The organism is Campylobacter concisus (assembly GCF_002913765.1).
In the GTDB taxonomy this organism is placed as follows: domain Bacteria; phylum Campylobacterota; class Campylobacteria; order Campylobacterales; family Campylobacteraceae; genus Campylobacter_A; species Campylobacter_A concisus_BB.
The window spans coordinates 69,913-85,287 of sequence record NZ_PPCH01000025.1; the positions used below are offsets into that span (position 1 = coordinate 69,913).

The following is a 15,375-nucleotide window of genomic DNA, read 5'->3' on the forward strand; positions in this document are numbered from 1 at the left end:
AACTCCATTTATGCCTTAATGAGGCTTTTTAATGCCCTCATTTTGCTCTTTTTCATGAATTTTTCTTGCTGCCTCAGCTAGTTCGCTAGGCTTTAAGACCTTAATAAGCTCTATCTCAAAAACGATAGTCTCGCCACCAGGTATCCCCTCCATGCCGCTATCGCCGTATGCAAGCTCAGGCGGGATGACAAATTTAAACTTCTCGCCCTCTTTCATAAGCATAAGTCCCTCTTCAAGTCCAGGGATCAAATTTAGCATCGAAAGATGAGCTGGAGCCTCTTTTGTCTCGTCAAAGACCTTGCCATCGACAAAGCTTGCTTTATAATTTACTATGATGATGCTCTCAGGCTTTGGTGTAGCCCCTTTTGAGCCACCTTTTATGATCTCATATTGTAAATTTGATTTTGTTGTTTTTACATTTTTGTTTTTTGCATTTTTTTCCATATAGGCTTTGCCTTGGGCTAAATTCTCTTTTAGCTTGGCTGCCTCTTTTTCTTTTACTATCTTCTCTAAGCTTTCAGCTCTTTTGTTTAGTAGCTTTGCTATCTCATCATCACTTAGTTTTAGCTCGCTCTTTAGCGCGTCGCTAAAGCCTTTTATCACTGCATCAGTGTCATAGCCAACACCTAGTTGCTTTTGATCTAGCAGTCCTTTTAAAACATATCCACCACTTGTTGCGCCTATGGCATAAGAGTCGTTTGTATCGACATTTGCTAAGAGGCTAGCCACGCTTAGGCTAAGAAGTAGCGAACATTTTAAAAACCCATTTTTCATTTCAAACCCTTAAGATTAAAGGGGCTAAAACTAGCCCCTAAATGCTATAAATTTTTGTTTAGAATTCTCTGAGCTTCTTTTATATACTCTTTAGATGCATCTAGTCTTTGTTTAGTAAATTTAAATCCGTGCATACCCCACGAACCATCTTTTTCGACCATGTCGATGATCTCTTGAGCGTTTTGGACAAGCTCATAAACTCTTGCTTTATCACTTGGATCTAGCTTTTTAGTCTCTAGTAGTGAGTAAATTCCCTCGATGCCTATTTTGACCTCTGAGAATTCATTTTTAACTGGAGTTTGCCATCCCATAACCTCATCATAAACTTGTTTTTGGTTTTTGAAGTGAAGTGTTGGTTTTAGCTCAGATAGCACTGGGCTATGGCAGCCTTTATTATCTTTCATATCTTTATCAGCCCAAGATGTTCTAGCACATGCCCACATCAAATCAACATAGTTGTGGCCATTTTTATCTCTCTCAAAGTGCCAATCTTTAGCATCTCTTGGACCTTTAGCAGCGTCGCCTGGGACTAGAGATTTCTCTTTTGGATCGACCATGATCTTCCAGATGTGAGAGCGTCTTTGAGTATCAAAGCCAGCGTTGTCTTGGAACTGAACAGCGTAGAAATTCTCGCAGCTCATCATAAATGGCATGTGGCAAGATGCACAAGTGTTGTTTTTGTGTGTATCTGCTTTTGATGCGATATATGCTTGAGTCTCGTGACAATCTTTACAATCTTTTTTGATCTTTGGTTTAGTGTAGAACGCACTTAGATAGCCTTGATCTGGGTTGTAGTTCATGCCAGTTACGCTCTTATCGCCTACAACTGGACCTGTGTTGTCGTGTGGATCGTGGCAAGTGACGCATCTCATACCTTTATCGTAGTGAGCGGTAAAGTATGATTGAGAGCCTTCTGAGCCGCATCCTGGTCCCATTGATTTAAATTTAGAGCTAAGTGAGAGATCAAGCTTGCCGTTGTTAAGCGGATTAGCTCGCATTAGATCTGGGCTAAAGTTAAATCTTTGGTGACAGCGTTCGCAGTTTGATGTTCTAAAATTTGTAGCTCCATCAAGGTGACCGCCAGCTCCGTGGCACTCCTCACAGCTTACGCCTTTTGAGATAGTGTGTTTTTGAAGCTCTTTGGCATTACCAAGTGCTGCGTAAAATTCTGCTTTTGACTTAAAGTCAAATTTAACTGGGTGGCAAACCTCGCAATATGATGAGTTTGCTTGGAAAAACATCGATTTTTTATGTTTTGCGGCGTATGAGGCTAGACCTCTGACATATCCGCCATTATCGCCATACTCTTCAAGCGTGCCAGGAAATTCTGGGACAAGCTCTTTTATCTTTTTAACAGTTGCGTCGTCTAAATTTAACGCCCATGTTCTTTGCCATTGGTTACCGCCAGCTACGATCTGACCTGTGCCATCTCTTAGCAAACCACCCTCAACGTAGTAAGTACCACGAAGTAGCCATGCATCGACGTAGCCCATCTTGGTTCTTAAGTGACCAACGGTTGCGTAGATAACATCTGGAGTGATACCTTTTGGTAGGATAGAAGCGGTATCTTTGTCAAATACTGGCTCAGTTAGGTTGTTATTGACCTCTGGGTGCTCGCCAGGGAAGCGCATAGTAGTTGCGTGGCGAGATCTGCTCCAGACCTCATACTGAGCTGGGTGACACTCACCGCACTTTTCTGGTCCTACAAATTTATTAGGAAACTGAAGTGATGAGGTGGCTGGAATTCTATACATCATAGAGCTATAGCCCTTACCACCATCTCTTTTACTAAGCTTTGACATATCAAAGCCATGTCCCTCGGCAAGCCACTCTAAGCCGCGGTCATGAACGACCATTTTGCCGACGGTTTTGCCACCATACTTTGTAAAAATAGGGTGGTTTTTAAATAGCCAGTTATACATCTCTTGCTCTTCTACGACGTAGTCTTGCAAGGAGACAACACCTCTACTTTGCAGTGTGCCTTTAGGATTTGCGATAACATCACGTGCTTTATCGGACATCTGCATATTATGCTCTTCGCAACAGGCTTGTGAAGCAAAGATACTAACACCCATGAGTAAGCCTGCTAAGGCTTTGTGTAAGTTTCTCACGTCTCCTCCTTTGAATTTTTATCCTAAAATCAAAATGATTTCATACTGATAATCTTAACACCAAAAAAGGGCAGAAAAGGGGGAAAATTAACAAATTATAAATTTTCGAAACTAATTGTAAATGCAACGTGGTTTTCATCCACATTTTTAGCAAAGATTAGGGCGTTGTTTTTGCGAGCGATAAGGCGGCTCATATATAGCCCAAGCCCACTACCACTCTCTTTTGTGCTAAAGTGTGGCTCAAAAATAACCTTTAAAAATGAATTTTTTATCGCTCCTGCGTTATTTTGCACGCACAAATTCTTGCGATTATCTTTTAAAAAGGCGCTTATCTTTATCACTCTTGGCTTTGTGTAGCTTTGCTTAAATGCGTCTTTGGCGTTGTTTATGATATTTATTAGAATTTGGATTATCTCATTGAAATTTGCAAACAGTTCAAAATTTTCTCTCACGTCTAACTGCACTTCGATCTGATACTTTTTAAGCGTTGCGTTTAAAATTTTTATCGTTTGATTTATCACTTCAAGCACCTTAAATTCTTTTCTCAAGGTATTTGGACTAAAGAAATTTTTAAAGTCATCAACGGTTTCTGACATGAAATTTATCTGCTTGCTTGTCTCTTCTATAAACTCATAAATTTTCGCTTCATCAAGCTTTTTTCTCTCCTGGTAAAGCTCTAAATTTATCAAAGCTGAGCTTATCTGTGCTAGTGGCTGCTTCCACTGGTGCGAGATATTGCCTATCATCTCGCCCATAGAGGCTAGGCGGCTTTGATGTATCATCAGCTGCTCAGTCTGCTTTTTGCTCTCCTCGCCTCGCCTATGCATCTTATAAACAAGTAGCAAAAATAGCCCAAAGATAAGCGTTATAGCGCTCATTATGACGATGACCTCTTGCAAGTGGTAGGTAAAAATGGCGCGGATTGGTATCTTAAACGAGATCATCGCGACCGTTTCGTTCACGTCTGGGATCTCTATGCCCTCCATGCCGTATTTTTCTAGCATTTGTTGTGGGGCATTTGCGCTGCTATGACAGGCTAGACAGCTTGGACTTTGGTTTTTTATAGGCAGACCCACAAAGAGCTGTGAGCCATTTTCATCTTTTATTATCTTTACAAATTCTTTAAATTTATTCTCTTTAAAGCCGTGCAAGACGCCAGCTTCAAATTCATTTGGCTGATGGGCTTTATTTAGTGGAGCGATGGCAACTAGCTTGTAGTCAAATTCAAGGTTGTATTTTTTCTTTTGGATATTGTAAATTTCACGGCTTATATATGAAGATGACAAAAGTCTCTCGTCAAAAAAGTCCTCTTTTAAGATGCCCTGCTCTTTTAACTGCTCGATTAGTGGGCGCTGAACTCCAGCGATGTACTCTCTTACAGAATTTATGCCCTCTAAAACATAATACGCCTCTTTTTTGGCGTCTTTCATCGCAAGATCGTTGTAGAAATTTAAAACAAGCGCTGAAACTAGCAGATAGACAAAGATAAAAGCACCGACAATTAGCTGAAATTTATATCTCACAAAGGTAGCCCACGCCGTATAAATTTTTGATCACATCTTTGCCAAGCTTTCTTCTAAGCTCTTTTACGATGGTCTTTATCGCCTCTTTTGTCGGCTGCTCGTAGTCCCAGATGTAGTCAAAAATTTGCTCATAAGTGATAGTTTTGTTTTTGTTGTTTAAAAAGTACTCCAAAAGCTTGCTCTCGCTCTTGCTTAGATGAGAAATTTCGCCATTTACGTAAAGCGCTTTTTTGCCAAAATCATACTCAAGCTCGTCATTTAGCCTGATAGTTGGTGTGCGTCCAACTAGCTCAAAAGCCACATCTTCAAGCGCTTTAACAAAAGATTTTTTATCGTATGGTTTTGCAAGATATCTTGTGATCTTTAGCTCAACCGCGCGCCACAGATACTCTTGCTCGACGTGGCTAGATAATATCACGATAGGGATTTTTTGATTGATAGCTCTTACTTTTTTAGCGATCTCAAGACCATCGATGTTTGGCACGCTGATATCAAGCACTAGCGCGTCATACGCCCCGCTCATTGAAAGCTCAAGCGCATCAAAGCCGTCTGTGACGCCTTTAACCTCAGCAAAAAATAGCTCCAGCGAAGCGCAGATATTTCGCAAAATCGCCTCTTCATCCTCTAAGCAAAGAACCTTTTTGTTTGATAAAACATCTAAAATATCATACTCTTGCATACGTCATCTCATCTCTTAAGCCAAAAAGCCGACTTAAATAACACAAAATAAAAACTATTTCATAAATTTACATCATAATCGTAAGCTTAAAGTAAAAAATCGGCTCACTACTTAAGCAAAGAAGTTAAAAGATAAAATTAAATTTAGCCAAATATTTGGCTAAATTTATCAGGTTCTAAATTTTGAAAGGCTAGTGTTTAGATTATCAGTCATCTTTGAAAGATGAGCAGCTGCAAGTGAGATTTCATCCATACTTTTTGAGTTTTGTTTTGAAATTTCATCGATATTTACGATGCCTTTTATCAGCTCTTCGACCTTATTTCCAGTCTCTATATAATCCCTCGTAGAGGTCTCATTTAAGCTAACAGTCTCGTTCATTAGCAGATTCATATTTTCTATTTTTTCATTTATCTGGGCTGATTTTTTGCAAAGCTCGCCAGCTTTTTTGGCATTATCGCCGATGGTATGGCTTGAGTTTGAGATCGCTTCAACGATTAAATTTATAGTTGCATTTATCTCGCTTAGGCTATTTTGCGTGCGTTCAGCTAGCTGTCTAACCTCATCAGCCACGACTGCAAAGCCACGTCCGTGCTCACCTGCGCGCGCTGCTTCTATGGCGGCATTTAGGGCAAGTAAATTTGTCTGATCAGCGATGTCATCAATGATATTTAAGACATCTTTTACATTTTTAGCTTGATCAGCTAGGCTCTTCATCGAGCTAGCAAGTGAAATTTCGCTATTTGCAGCCTCATCTACATTTTTACTAAGTCCCAAAACATCGTTTGAGACTTCATTTATGTATAGACAGGTTCTTTCAAGATTTTCTTTGCTCTTCTTAGCCTCTTCAAATGAGCTTTTTATCTCTTCTGACATGGTTTTTGCCATATTTGTCGTATCTGTGACGATTAGAGAAGATTTGTTGGTTAAATTTGTGGTTTGAGCTGAGGTTGAGGAGAGCTGCTCGGCGATAGAAGAGTTCTCATGCGCTAGGCCTTTAACACTCTCTATCACTGATCTTAGCTCGCTTGTTAGGTCATTTATCGAGCTTTTGATGTTTGAAATTTCATCTTTGCCACTAACTTCAAGCTTTTTAGTAAGATCGCCCTTGCCACTTTTTATCTCATCTGACATCTCGGTTAAATTTGCAACGATATTTTTTATAGGTTTGATGATCGCCCTACTTAAGATAAATAGCACGACAGCTATCAAAACAACCGTGATCAGGGCACAAGCGATGATAAATGTTTTTGTATTTTGGCTGTTTTGCTCGTTTAACACGACCTTTGTCTTTTCTATCTCATCAGCCAAGTCATCGACATATACGCCACTTCCTAGCATCCACTTATATGGCTCAAAATTTGCAGCATAGCCAAGCTTCTCCACTGGCTCCTCGCCCTCTTTTTTCGCCCAGCCAAATGTGACAAAGCCACCGCCTTGTTTAGCCTTTTCGATGAGCTCTTTTATAAGAAGTAGCCCTTTTGGATCTTTTAAGCCGATTAAATTTTTACCCACAAGCGATGGCTTTTCAGGGTGCATCAAAACAACGCCGTCGTAGTCGTAGATGAAGATATAGCCGGTCTTGTCGCTAAAGAATTTTAGCTTTGAGACGACTCTAAAAATTTCTTGTTTTATCTCATCGTCGCTTAGCCCTTTTTCTTTGCCGCCATTATAAATTTCACGCATCATTTGATTAATCGTCTCAACGTCATCTTTTAAATTTTCTTTTCTGGCATTTACCAGCTCGTCGTAGGACTTATGGGTGAAAAACTGAGTTAGATCGCTTGAAAATTTGCTATTTAAAAAGATGAGCAAACAGCTGACAAGTAAAACTGAAAAAACAAAAGTGAGAATTATCTTTGTAGATATTTTCATAGCACACATCCTTGCATTTTGGGATCTCCTAAAAATTTACGTGCCATTTTATACATTCAAATCTTAATTATAAATTAACTTTTGAAATTTAAGAAAAAAAGAATAAATTTGATGAGAGAATTTATTCAAAGCCCAAAATAACGAATAAGTTACAAATATTACTATCTTAAGCTTTGAGTGATAAAATTTTATAAAATTTAGTTGCCTCTGCTTCCAGGCTTAATCGCCTTACTACCACTCTTGCAAAGCGGACAGTGCTCTGGCTCGTAAATTTCAAATTCAAAATTCCCTAAAGCAAAAAATGGCTTGTCACTTGGCAGTTTTGCATTTGCCTTAGCTTCATTGCCTAAATTTGAAACCTTGCAAAATCCGCGGTTTGCAAGTGCCGCAAAGCCAACCACCTCGCCACCAAGGCTCTCTATCACGTGGGCTGCTTCAAGCGCTGAGCCACCAGTTGTTATGATGTCCTCACAGACTATAAATTTCTCGCCCTTTTTAACTTCAAAGCCGCGCCTTAAGCTCATCACCCTATCAACGCGCTCTGTAAATATAAAACGCTTTTTCGCCGCACGAGCTAGCTCATATCCAGCTAAAATTCCACCAAGTGCAGGAGAACAAACACTATCAAATTTAATGCCAAATTTCTCTATCACACGCGCTAGCTCATCTGCTAGCTTTGCTGCAAGAGCAGGATCTTCAAGCACCTTTGCACTTTGCAGATAAAACTGCGAGTGGTTGCCACTACTTAGCAAAAAGTGCCCCTCTAAATACGCCCCAGCATCCTTATAAATTTTCTCTAAATCCATCGCTTTTTCCTTTTAAAATTTGCCAAAAATCTTAACACATACCCACTTAAGCCACTCTTTTTAAAATTTAATAAGCCCCACGCTTGTATAATTCTTGCACTCATACAAAAAGGACACTCATGCTTCTCTTTAACCCTGTTGTTTTTAGCATTTTGGTGATGACGGTGCTATGTTTGCTGCGCTTTAACATCCTGCTTTCTATCCTTATCTCAGCCCTTGTTGCTGGTGTCATGTATAAGCATGGTTTTAGTGGATTTGAAAGTGGTTTGGCAAGCGGTTTTGAGAGCTTTTTTACGGCCTTAAAAGAGACCACGCAAAGCCTTATAAGCGGCATGCAAGGCAACCTTGAGACATCGCTTAGTTACATCTTGCTAGGTGCTCTTGCAGCTGCCATCGCAAATACAAATTTAACAGCCATTTTGATAAATGCAATGAGTAAATTTCTTAGCTCAAATAAGGTCATTTTTACGCTAACTATCGCGTTTATCGCTTGTTTGTCTCAAAACTTGATCCCAGTTCATATAGCCTTCATACCTATCTTGATCCCGCCACTTCTTGCTCTTATGAACAAAATGGGCATAGATAGACGTGCGGTGGCTTGCGCTCTTACATTTGGACTGCAAGCGCCTTATGTGAGCATTAGCGTTGGCTTTGGTCTGCTTTTTCACAATATCCTTAAAAAAGAGCTAGCAAACAACGGCATAAATACAACCATCTCAGACATCTCATCAGTCATGTGGATAGGTGGGGCTTCGATGTTTGTGGGGCTCATCTTAGCCATACTTTTTTATAGTAAAAAAAGGATTTATAAAACTTCTAAATTTGAAAAGGCTGAACTTGATGAGATCGAGCGCGCAAAAAGCCTTGAGATGACTAAAAAAGAGTGGGCGGTCTTAGCTGGTGCAGTTGTCGCCTTTGTCGTGCAAATTTACACTTCACTCTTGCCACTTGGCGCGTTACTTGGACTTTTAGTCATGGTCGTTTTTGGAGGCATCGAATACAAAAAAGTAGATAAGATCATGGATAATGGCCTTGCTATGATGGGCTTTATCGCATTTATTATGCTTGTTGCTGCAGGGTATGGCACCATTTTAAGAGAGAGTGGCGGTATAGACGAGCTTGTAAAATACGCTAGTTTGGTATCTGGCGGCAAGATAGGCGGAGCATTTTTGATGTTACTTATCGGACTTTTAGTCACGATGGGCATAGGCACTAGCTTTGGTACTATCCCTATCTTAGCCTCTATCTACGTGCCACTTTGTCTTAGCCTTGGCTTTGGCGTGCCAGCTATCATCTTGCTAGTTGGTATAGCAGCAGCTCTAGGCGACGCTGGAAGCCCAGCAAGCGACAGCACACTTGGACCAACGAGCGGTCTAAACGCTGATGGTGAGCACAACCACATATATGATACTTGCGTGCCTACATTTGTATTTTTTAACATCCCACTTATCATCGGTGGCGTCGTAGGAGCCATGATACTTGGATAAATTATGATAGATAAAAAACAACCAAAATTATGTAAGGAGTAAAAATGATAGGTATGCTAGTTACCGAAGAGACACCACAGATAGCTCAAATTTTACAAAAAGCGGTTCAAGAGATAAAACGAATAAACCCTCATGCAAGGGTTGAATTTGTAGATTATAACGACTACTATATAAATAAAGAAAATGAACAAAATTTGAAAGAGCTGATCGCAAAACATAGACGTGGCGAGCTTAAATATTGCACTCTTGATGATATTATCGCTGAAACCGATGCCATAATAGAAGGCAAAATTTAAGATGAAAATTCTTTTTACAGAAGATTTTAAAGAGAATTTAAAAGAGATATTAAAATTCATAAAACAAGATAGCAAGGATCGTGCATATACCTTTCGCGATAGTCTAAAAAACGAAATCATAAAAATCCCTGAAAGACCATACTCTTACAGAGAAAACCTAACTATGAAAGATACTCAAGTAAGAGACTTGATCTTCAAGGGATATGTTGTTGTATTCGTTATAGAAGAGAGCGAACAGACTATCACTATCATATCAATCTATAAACACAATCTACCAAATTTAAAATATCCTCAGTAACTATTATTTTTGCCGATATAAATTTTGGAACATCTTTTGCTTTAGAAAGATCATAAAAAATTTTAAAACGAGAAAAAGGATAAGCTCATGATGAGATCACTTTGGTCTGGTGTTTCAGGCCTACAAGCCCACCAGATAGCCATGGACGTAGAAGGCAACAATATCGCAAACGTCAATACTTATGGTTTTAAATACAACCGAGCAAATTTTGCTGATATACTAAGCCAAACTCCAAGAGTTGCTACCGCTCCACAAGGTCAGCTAGGCGGTCAAAACGCTATGCAAATAGGTCTAGGAACGACTATAAACTCAACTACAAGAATTTTCTCACAAGGCACACTAACAGCCACTGATAAGCAAACTGACCTTGCTCTTCAAGGAAATGGCTTCTTTGTCGTCTCTCCAGATGGCGGAACGACAAGATACTATACAAGAAATGGCGACTTCGTCCGTGATAAGGCTGGTAACTTCGTAAATAATAGCGGCTACATCGTTCAAGGCTGGACTAGAGATGATGAGACTGGCACTATCGACTCAACAGGCCCTATAAGCAACATCGTCATCAAAGAAGGTCTTACAACTCCAGCAAGAGCGACAACAGAAGTTAAAATAAAAGGCAATCTTGACTCAGGTAACAGCATCGGTCAAAGAAGCACACCTATATATGCACTTGACTCAGTTGCAGGCGGACGTGACTACAATAATGATGGAATTTTAAATGCCAACGAAGTTCACAACGAAAATGATACAAACAACGACGAATTTTATACAAACTCAAGAAACGAGCAAATTTTAACAGAGCGTGGCGTCGATCTTGGTGTTACATTTGACGAGCTTGGAAACGGACTTGCACTAAGAGATGGACAAGGTATCTGGGTAAGCTACGCAAATGCTAAGACTGAAAAATTTAGCGTAGGTAGCGCTCTAGCACAAAACATCGGTCAGATCAACCCACCAGCTACACTTGATATAACACTAAATGGACAAAATATCAAAACTCAAGCTGGCACGATGACAAGTATCAGTGACGTTGCCGCTGCTATCAACGCTCAGTACAATAAAACTGGCGTTAGAGCTGAAATTTCAGAGGGCAACAAACTAACACTTATAAACAGAAACAACTCAGGTACAACTGAAGAGACAAAAAACATCCACCTAACAGTAAATGCTGGAAACACAGTTGGCGGTCTAGCTAGTAAAGATATCATCACAGCTTATCAATATGTCTATACAAGCTCACAAACAACAGCTGTTCATCCAAACAACGACAAAATCGCAAGACAAATAACAACAACAGAAGATCTTCGCGCTGCTATGCAAGAGGATGCTAGAAACCACGTTGATTATAACGGCGATGGTCAGATCAATGCAAATTCTGACGCACTTGATGCAGCAAAACTTGCAACTGCTGCTCACAAGGTAGCTCCAGGTACAGGTGGCGCAGCTATAACAAATCCAGCTTATGCACTAGCATATAACAACGCTTATGCAGCAGCAGCAGGCACACCTGATCAAAAACACGCAGCCGGTATCGCAGCACTTCAAGCAGCAGCTGGAGATGATACAAACGACGGCGTAAAGATCACTGTAAATAAACTAGGTCAATTTCAACTAGAAAACCCTACAAACGAAATGGCTGATCAAGCACTTTATATGACCACAACTGGTCTTACAAAACCAGCTCAAGGCACAAATAACGCAGCAGTCAATGAAAACGTTCGCTTTACAAATATCATGAAAGCACTTGATGGCGCACTAAGCCCAGGTCAAGCACTAAGAGCAAGTGGTAAGATGATGATGTCAAGCCACGGCTCAACGGCTGAAATTTTTGACTCACTTGGCTCAAAACACACAGTTAGTATCAGATGGGCAAAGACAGGCACTACAACAGATGGTGGTACAGAGTGGAATATGATCATCCAAGTGCCAGAACCTGCTAAGATAAACTACACAGGCGAGGGTCCAGATAACGTCGTAACTGGCTCATTGAGATTTAACTCAAACGGCTCACTTGCAAGTTTTCACCCAGCTACGATAACATTTTCAGCTAACAACGGCTCACAAAGCGGCCAAAATGTTAGTTTAAATTTTGGCTTGGGAACAGACTTTAACGGACTAACAAGCTTTGATAAAGACTCTTCAACTGAGTCTATCTCACAAGATGGCTACACAGGTGGCACACTAAATGACCTAAAGATCGATGAGACCGGCACTATCATCGGTGCTTTTACAAACGGACAAAGCTTTGGTCTAGCTCAAGTGGCACTTGCTAGCTTTACAAACAACGAGGGTCTTCAAAGTGAGGGCGGAAACGTCTTTTCACAAACTGCAAACTCAGGCGAAGCAGTCATCGGCGCAGCAGGCACAGGCGATAAAGGAACGATCGCAGCTTCAAAACTAGAAGCTAGTAACGTCGATCTAAGCCGTGCGCTAACAGATCTTATCGTCATCCAAAGAGGCTTTCAAGCAAACTCAAAAACGATCACAACAAGTGATGAGATGCTAAACACACTTCTTCAACTAAAACAATAATAAAGGGGGCGCTCGCTCCCTTTTAAATTTACAAATAAAATCAGGCTTCTTTTTGTAAAATGCTAAAAAAATTCACAAAAAGAGAAAATATGCAAGTAACACTTCTAAATCACACCCCACTAAATATCTGCTCTCACGCGATCCGCACATGCTGGCAAAGCTTTGAAAAAGGCGATAATGGCGGCGAAAAAGATGTCGAGCTGATAGACAGAGTGGGTAATAAATTTAAACACGCATCAACACTAGAGCATCTTTACTACAACTTCTACATCCAAGGCATCTCGCGCGCACTACTTCAGGAGCTAGCCCGCCACCGCTTAGCAAGCCTAAGCGTCAAATCAACCCGCTACACGCTAAAAGAGCTAAAAAAAGAGGAGAAATTTGAAGTAGGGCAGTTTGAGCGTGCGGCTAAATTTATCGTGCTAACAAATGACGAAATGGTCGATAACGCGAGCATAAAAGCGCTTGAAAATTTACGTGAAATTTTAGCTTCAACTACAAAAAGCCTTGATATAGTTAAATACTGCTTGCCAGAGTGCTATAAAACTGAGCTTACATGGAGCATAAACGCTAGAAGCTTGCAAAATTTCATCTCTCTAAGAAGCTCAAAGTCAGCCCTTTGGGAGATAAGAAATTTAGCAAATGCTATCTACGATGCCTTGCCAAATGAGCATAAATTTATCTTTGAGAAGTGCTTGCCAGATGATGAGGGTTAAAATGAAGTGCAAAGCAATACCAAAGTATAAATTTAAAAAGTGTTCTAATATCTTTTAAAAATATCTTGGTGCCTGCCTATTTTAAAAAGCTTTAAAATTTCATCATCTCTTTGATAAATTATTACCAAATCTCCAAAAACGTGGCACTCTCTAAATTCTTTCAAACTTCCAGTAAGCTGATGATCTTTTAAATCATCAGCTAATTTTTCATCATTTTGTAGTTGAAAAACCACCTTTGAAATCGCTTTTTCATCCCATCCTTGCTTTAAAACTAACTTCAAATCCTTTTTATAAGTGCTAAAAATTTCTAAAATTCTCATCAATGATTTTCTTGTTTTATTTCATTGATCAAGTCATCATGATTTTTGTAAAATCCAACACTTTTTGCGTTTTTTAGATCAAGTAGTGTCTGCTCTGTCGGTATCTCTTGCTCTTTTGAACTATTGACATACTTTATCTTATATTTTGGATCCATAGCTTGTGCCATCGCTTTAAATGCCTCAATAGCTTTTTGACTGATGTTATCGCCTATTATTGTTATTGTTTGCATAGTATGCCTTTTTGTTTTTTTGGGGATTATATCATTTTTTGTTTTATTGTGTTTTTGTCTAAATTTACTTTTTCAAAACGTAAAGAAGTTCGTCTACGTGGATGTTTCTAGCTTTTAAATTTCTGCTGCCACGGTAGGCATTATACTTTTGGCGAAGTAGATGAACTTTGCCCATTTTATTTAGGTTTTTGTCAAATTCATCTTGGTTGATAAAGCCCTCTGAGTTAAACGAGATGAGCACAAATTTAGCCTTTAAATTTGCTATCAGCTCGAAAAATGCCTCGCTTGCTGATGATTTTTTATTAAAAACTGACCTGTTCCAGTCCTTTGCGATACCTGAAACCTTTGAAATTTTACTTGGCTCCTCATAGCTTGCGATGAGATTTAGCATGAAGTAGTTTGAGCCGTATGGATGCTGGTTATAAGGTGGGTCAAGATAGACTAGATCAAGGCCATCAAGCTCTTTTGCCAGTAAATTTGCGTCCTTTTGATAGACCTCAAATGGCACGCTGAAATTTGAAAAAATAGGCTTAGTCAAATTTATATCAGAAGTGATCCTTGAGATGGCATTTTGCCCCCTGCCACCAAACTGACCGATGCCCTCTTTATTTTTATGAAAACCTTTAAAAATTCCACTCGTATTTGCATGAACGCTTGCATTATAAAGTAGTGGAGCTATGAAAAATTTTCTCATCTCCTCTGGCAACATCTCATCTATGAGCCTTCTTGCAGTGTCGATGAATTTGGCATTTTTTCTTGTGTAAAAGACCCGCTCGCCAAAAGCTATATTTTCGTCATCTTGCGGGGCATAAAGCCTTGTTATAAAGCCCTCAGAAAGGCTCTTTTCTATCTCTTTTTCAAGCTTTTTTTGCCAGAAATTTATCTCATCTCTTAGCTCATTTGTGGCGTTTTGCAGGTAGCATGAGTTTGTGATGAAGCTATAAAGCTCCAAGTCGTTTGCGACTAGAAATTCGCTATTTTGCTTTAAAAACCTAGCCACCACTCCGCTTCCACTAAAGAGGTCGCAGCAGCTAAGCTTCTCTTTTTTAAGCTCGTCTTTTGCGTATTTTACGCCTCGCTCGATAAAGCCTAAAAGAGAGCGTTTGTTACCAAGATAGGTTAAAATTTGCTCTTTTAGATAGGCTTGATTTTCTTGTTTAGCTGGCTTCAAATCAGTGCTTTTTTAGTCCCATAGCGTCAAGATCGAGTTTGATCTCTTCGTTATTTATGATAACTAGACCCTGATCTAGAATTTTCTTTGCTATGGCGTGCGCTTCATCAAGTGAGTGCATCTTGTAAGTGCCACATTGAAATTTATTTAGCTCTGGGATTTTATCTTGATCTTTGACTTCTAAGATATCATTCATAGAGGCTAGCCATGCCTTTTTTACAGCTTCTTCGCTAGGTGTGCCGATCACACTCATATAAAAGCCAGTCCTACAGCCCATCGGTGAGATGTCTATGATCTCCACGCCGTTGCCATTTAAATGGTTTCTCATAAAACCAGCAAATAGGTGCTCTAAAGTGTGAGTGCCTTTTTCTGGCAAAATTTCCTCATTCGGCTTGCAAAATCTCAAGTCAAAAACGCTGATATCATCGCCCTTTGGGGTCTTCATGCTCTTTGCTAGTCTAACTCCTGGGGCTTTCATCTTCACATGATCTACGCAAAAACTATCAAGTAGTGGCATATATTCTCCTTTAAATTTTTGGTAATTTTAGCGTAAAAAAGAT

At 39.7% G+C, this 15,375-nt stretch carries 15 protein-coding genes; 5 read left to right on the forward strand and 10 right to left on the reverse strand.

Annotation, left to right across the window (positions count from 1 at the left end; all coding sequences use genetic code 11):
* Nucleotides 1–15: 15 nt before the first annotated feature.
* The 6 genes from CYO89_RS07100 to pyrE form a co-directional block, all read right to left on the reverse strand.
* Nucleotides 16–774 carry an FKBP-type peptidyl-prolyl cis-trans isomerase gene (locus CYO89_RS07100; RefSeq protein ID WP_103597776.1) on the reverse strand — a complete coding sequence of 253 codons (759 nt, stop codon included), beginning with the start codon at nt 772–774 and terminating at the stop codon, nt 16–18.
* Nucleotides 775–818: 44 nt separating this feature from the next.
* A complete protein-coding gene (locus CYO89_RS07105; RefSeq protein WP_021092629.1) occupies nt 819–2,885 on the reverse strand; it encodes a multiheme c-type cytochrome in 2,067 nt (688 codons plus the stop codon).
* 95 nt (nt 2,886–2,980) lie between these two features.
* Entirely contained in the window at nt 2,981–4,408 is a 1,428-nt protein-coding gene (locus tag CYO89_RS07110; RefSeq protein ID WP_103597777.1) for a c-type heme family protein, read from the reverse strand.
* Entirely contained in the window at nt 4,398–5,087 is a 690-nt protein-coding gene (locus tag CYO89_RS07115; RefSeq protein ID WP_103597778.1) for a response regulator transcription factor, read from the reverse strand. Before CYO89_RS07115 ends, CYO89_RS07110 begins: the two co-directional genes overlap by 11 nt.
* A 168-nt stretch (nt 5,088–5,255) precedes the next feature.
* A complete protein-coding gene (locus tag CYO89_RS07120; RefSeq protein ID WP_410369144.1) occupies nt 5,256–6,968 on the reverse strand; it encodes a methyl-accepting chemotaxis protein in 1,713 nt (570 codons plus the stop codon).
* A gap of 188 nt (nt 6,969–7,156) precedes the next feature.
* Complete coding sequence (gene pyrE, locus CYO89_RS07125; protein ID WP_103597780.1) at nt 7,157–7,765, reverse strand: orotate phosphoribosyltransferase; 609 nt, start codon at nt 7,763–7,765, stop codon at nt 7,157–7,159.
* A gap of 119 nt (nt 7,766–7,884) precedes the next feature.
* Here pyrE and CYO89_RS07130 point away from each other — a divergent pair, with 119 nt between their 5' ends.
* The 5 genes from CYO89_RS07130 to thyX all read left to right on the forward strand — a co-directional run bounded on the left by CYO89_RS07130 (nt 7,885) and on the right by thyX (nt 13,094).
* Nucleotides 7,885–9,252 carry a Na+/H+ antiporter NhaC family protein gene (locus CYO89_RS07130; protein WP_103597781.1) on the forward strand — a complete coding sequence of 456 codons (1,368 nt, stop codon included), beginning with the start codon at nt 7,885–7,887 and terminating at the stop codon, nt 9,250–9,252.
* Between the two features lie 44 nt (nt 9,253–9,296).
* Nucleotides 9,297–9,548: a hypothetical protein gene (locus CYO89_RS07135; protein WP_103597782.1), complete on the forward strand. Its 252-nt coding sequence runs from the start codon at nt 9,297–9,299 to the stop codon at nt 9,546–9,548.
* A 1-nt stretch (nt 9,549) separates the two neighbouring features.
* On the forward strand, nt 9,550–9,846 hold the full coding sequence (locus CYO89_RS07140; RefSeq protein ID WP_103597783.1) for a type II toxin-antitoxin system RelE/ParE family toxin: 297 nt from the start codon (nt 9,550–9,552) through the stop codon (nt 9,844–9,846).
* An 87-nt stretch (nt 9,847–9,933) separates the two neighbouring features.
* Nucleotides 9,934–12,378: a flagellar hook protein FlgE gene (flgE, locus tag CYO89_RS07145; protein WP_103573372.1), complete on the forward strand. Its 2,445-nt coding sequence runs from the start codon at nt 9,934–9,936 to the stop codon at nt 12,376–12,378.
* An 89-nt stretch (nt 12,379–12,467) separates the two neighbouring features.
* Nucleotides 12,468–13,094 (forward strand): FAD-dependent thymidylate synthase, encoded by a 627-nt coding sequence (gene thyX, locus CYO89_RS07150; protein ID WP_103597784.1) that lies wholly within the window; start codon nt 12,468–12,470, stop codon nt 13,092–13,094.
* A gap of 44 nt (nt 13,095–13,138) precedes the next feature.
* Here the strand turns inward: thyX and CYO89_RS07155 are convergent, their stop codons facing one another.
* The 4 genes from CYO89_RS07155 to luxS form a co-directional block, all read right to left on the reverse strand.
* Entirely contained in the window at nt 13,139–13,414 is a 276-nt protein-coding gene (locus CYO89_RS07155; protein ID WP_012140681.1) for a type II toxin-antitoxin system RelE/ParE family toxin, read from the reverse strand.
* The gene (locus tag CYO89_RS07160) at nt 13,414–13,644 is read right to left on the reverse strand and encodes a hypothetical protein (protein WP_021088739.1); all 231 of its coding nucleotides are present in this window, start codon (nt 13,642–13,644) and stop codon (nt 13,414–13,416) included. The genes CYO89_RS07155 and CYO89_RS07160 overlap by 1 nt, the downstream gene beginning before the upstream one ends.
* 64 nt (nt 13,645–13,708) lie before the next feature.
* The gene (locus CYO89_RS07165) at nt 13,709–14,815 is read right to left on the reverse strand and encodes a DNA adenine methylase (RefSeq protein WP_103597785.1); all 1,107 of its coding nucleotides are present in this window, start codon (nt 14,813–14,815) and stop codon (nt 13,709–13,711) included.
* Nucleotide 14,816: 1 nt separating this feature from the next.
* Nucleotides 14,817–15,332, reverse strand: a complete 516-nt coding sequence (gene luxS / locus CYO89_RS07170) for an S-ribosylhomocysteine lyase (protein WP_103597786.1) — start codon at nt 15,330–15,332, stop codon at nt 14,817–14,819.
* Nucleotides 15,333–15,375 lie beyond the last annotated feature (43 nt).

Excerpts from the sequence above, each read along its gene's own strand:
- CYO89_RS07100 (WP_103597776.1), bottom strand. The coding sequence starts at position 774 with ATGAAAAATGGGTTTTTAAAATGTTCGCTACTTCTTAGCCTAAGCGTG.
- CYO89_RS07115 (WP_103597778.1), bottom strand. The coding sequence starts at position 5,087 with ATGCAAGAGTATGATATTTTAGATGTTTTATCAAACAAAAAGGTTCTT.
- CYO89_RS07120 (WP_410369144.1), bottom strand. The coding sequence starts at position 6,968 with ATGTGTGCTATGAAAATATCTACAAAGATAATTCTCACTTTTGTTTTT.
- pyrE (WP_103597780.1), bottom strand. The coding sequence starts at position 7,765 with ATGGATTTAGAGAAAATTTATAAGGATGCTGGGGCGTATTTAGAGGGG.
- CYO89_RS07130 (WP_103597781.1), top strand. The coding sequence starts at position 7,885 with ATGCTTCTCTTTAACCCTGTTGTTTTTAGCATTTTGGTGATGACGGTG.
- CYO89_RS07135 (WP_103597782.1), top strand. The coding sequence starts at position 9,297 with ATGATAGGTATGCTAGTTACCGAAGAGACACCACAGATAGCTCAAATT.
- CYO89_RS07140 (WP_103597783.1), top strand. The coding sequence starts at position 9,550 with ATGAAAATTCTTTTTACAGAAGATTTTAAAGAGAATTTAAAAGAGATA.
- flgE (WP_103573372.1), top strand. The coding sequence starts at position 9,934 with ATGATGAGATCACTTTGGTCTGGTGTTTCAGGCCTACAAGCCCACCAG.
- thyX (WP_103597784.1), top strand. The coding sequence starts at position 12,468 with ATGCAAGTAACACTTCTAAATCACACCCCACTAAATATCTGCTCTCAC.
- CYO89_RS07155 (WP_012140681.1), bottom strand. The coding sequence starts at position 13,414 with ATGAGAATTTTAGAAATTTTTAGCACTTATAAAAAGGATTTGAAGTTA.
- CYO89_RS07160 (WP_021088739.1), bottom strand. The coding sequence starts at position 13,644 with ATGCAAACAATAACAATAATAGGCGATAACATCAGTCAAAAAGCTATT.
- luxS (WP_103597786.1), bottom strand. The coding sequence starts at position 15,332 with ATGCCACTACTTGATAGTTTTTGCGTAGATCATGTGAAGATGAAAGCC.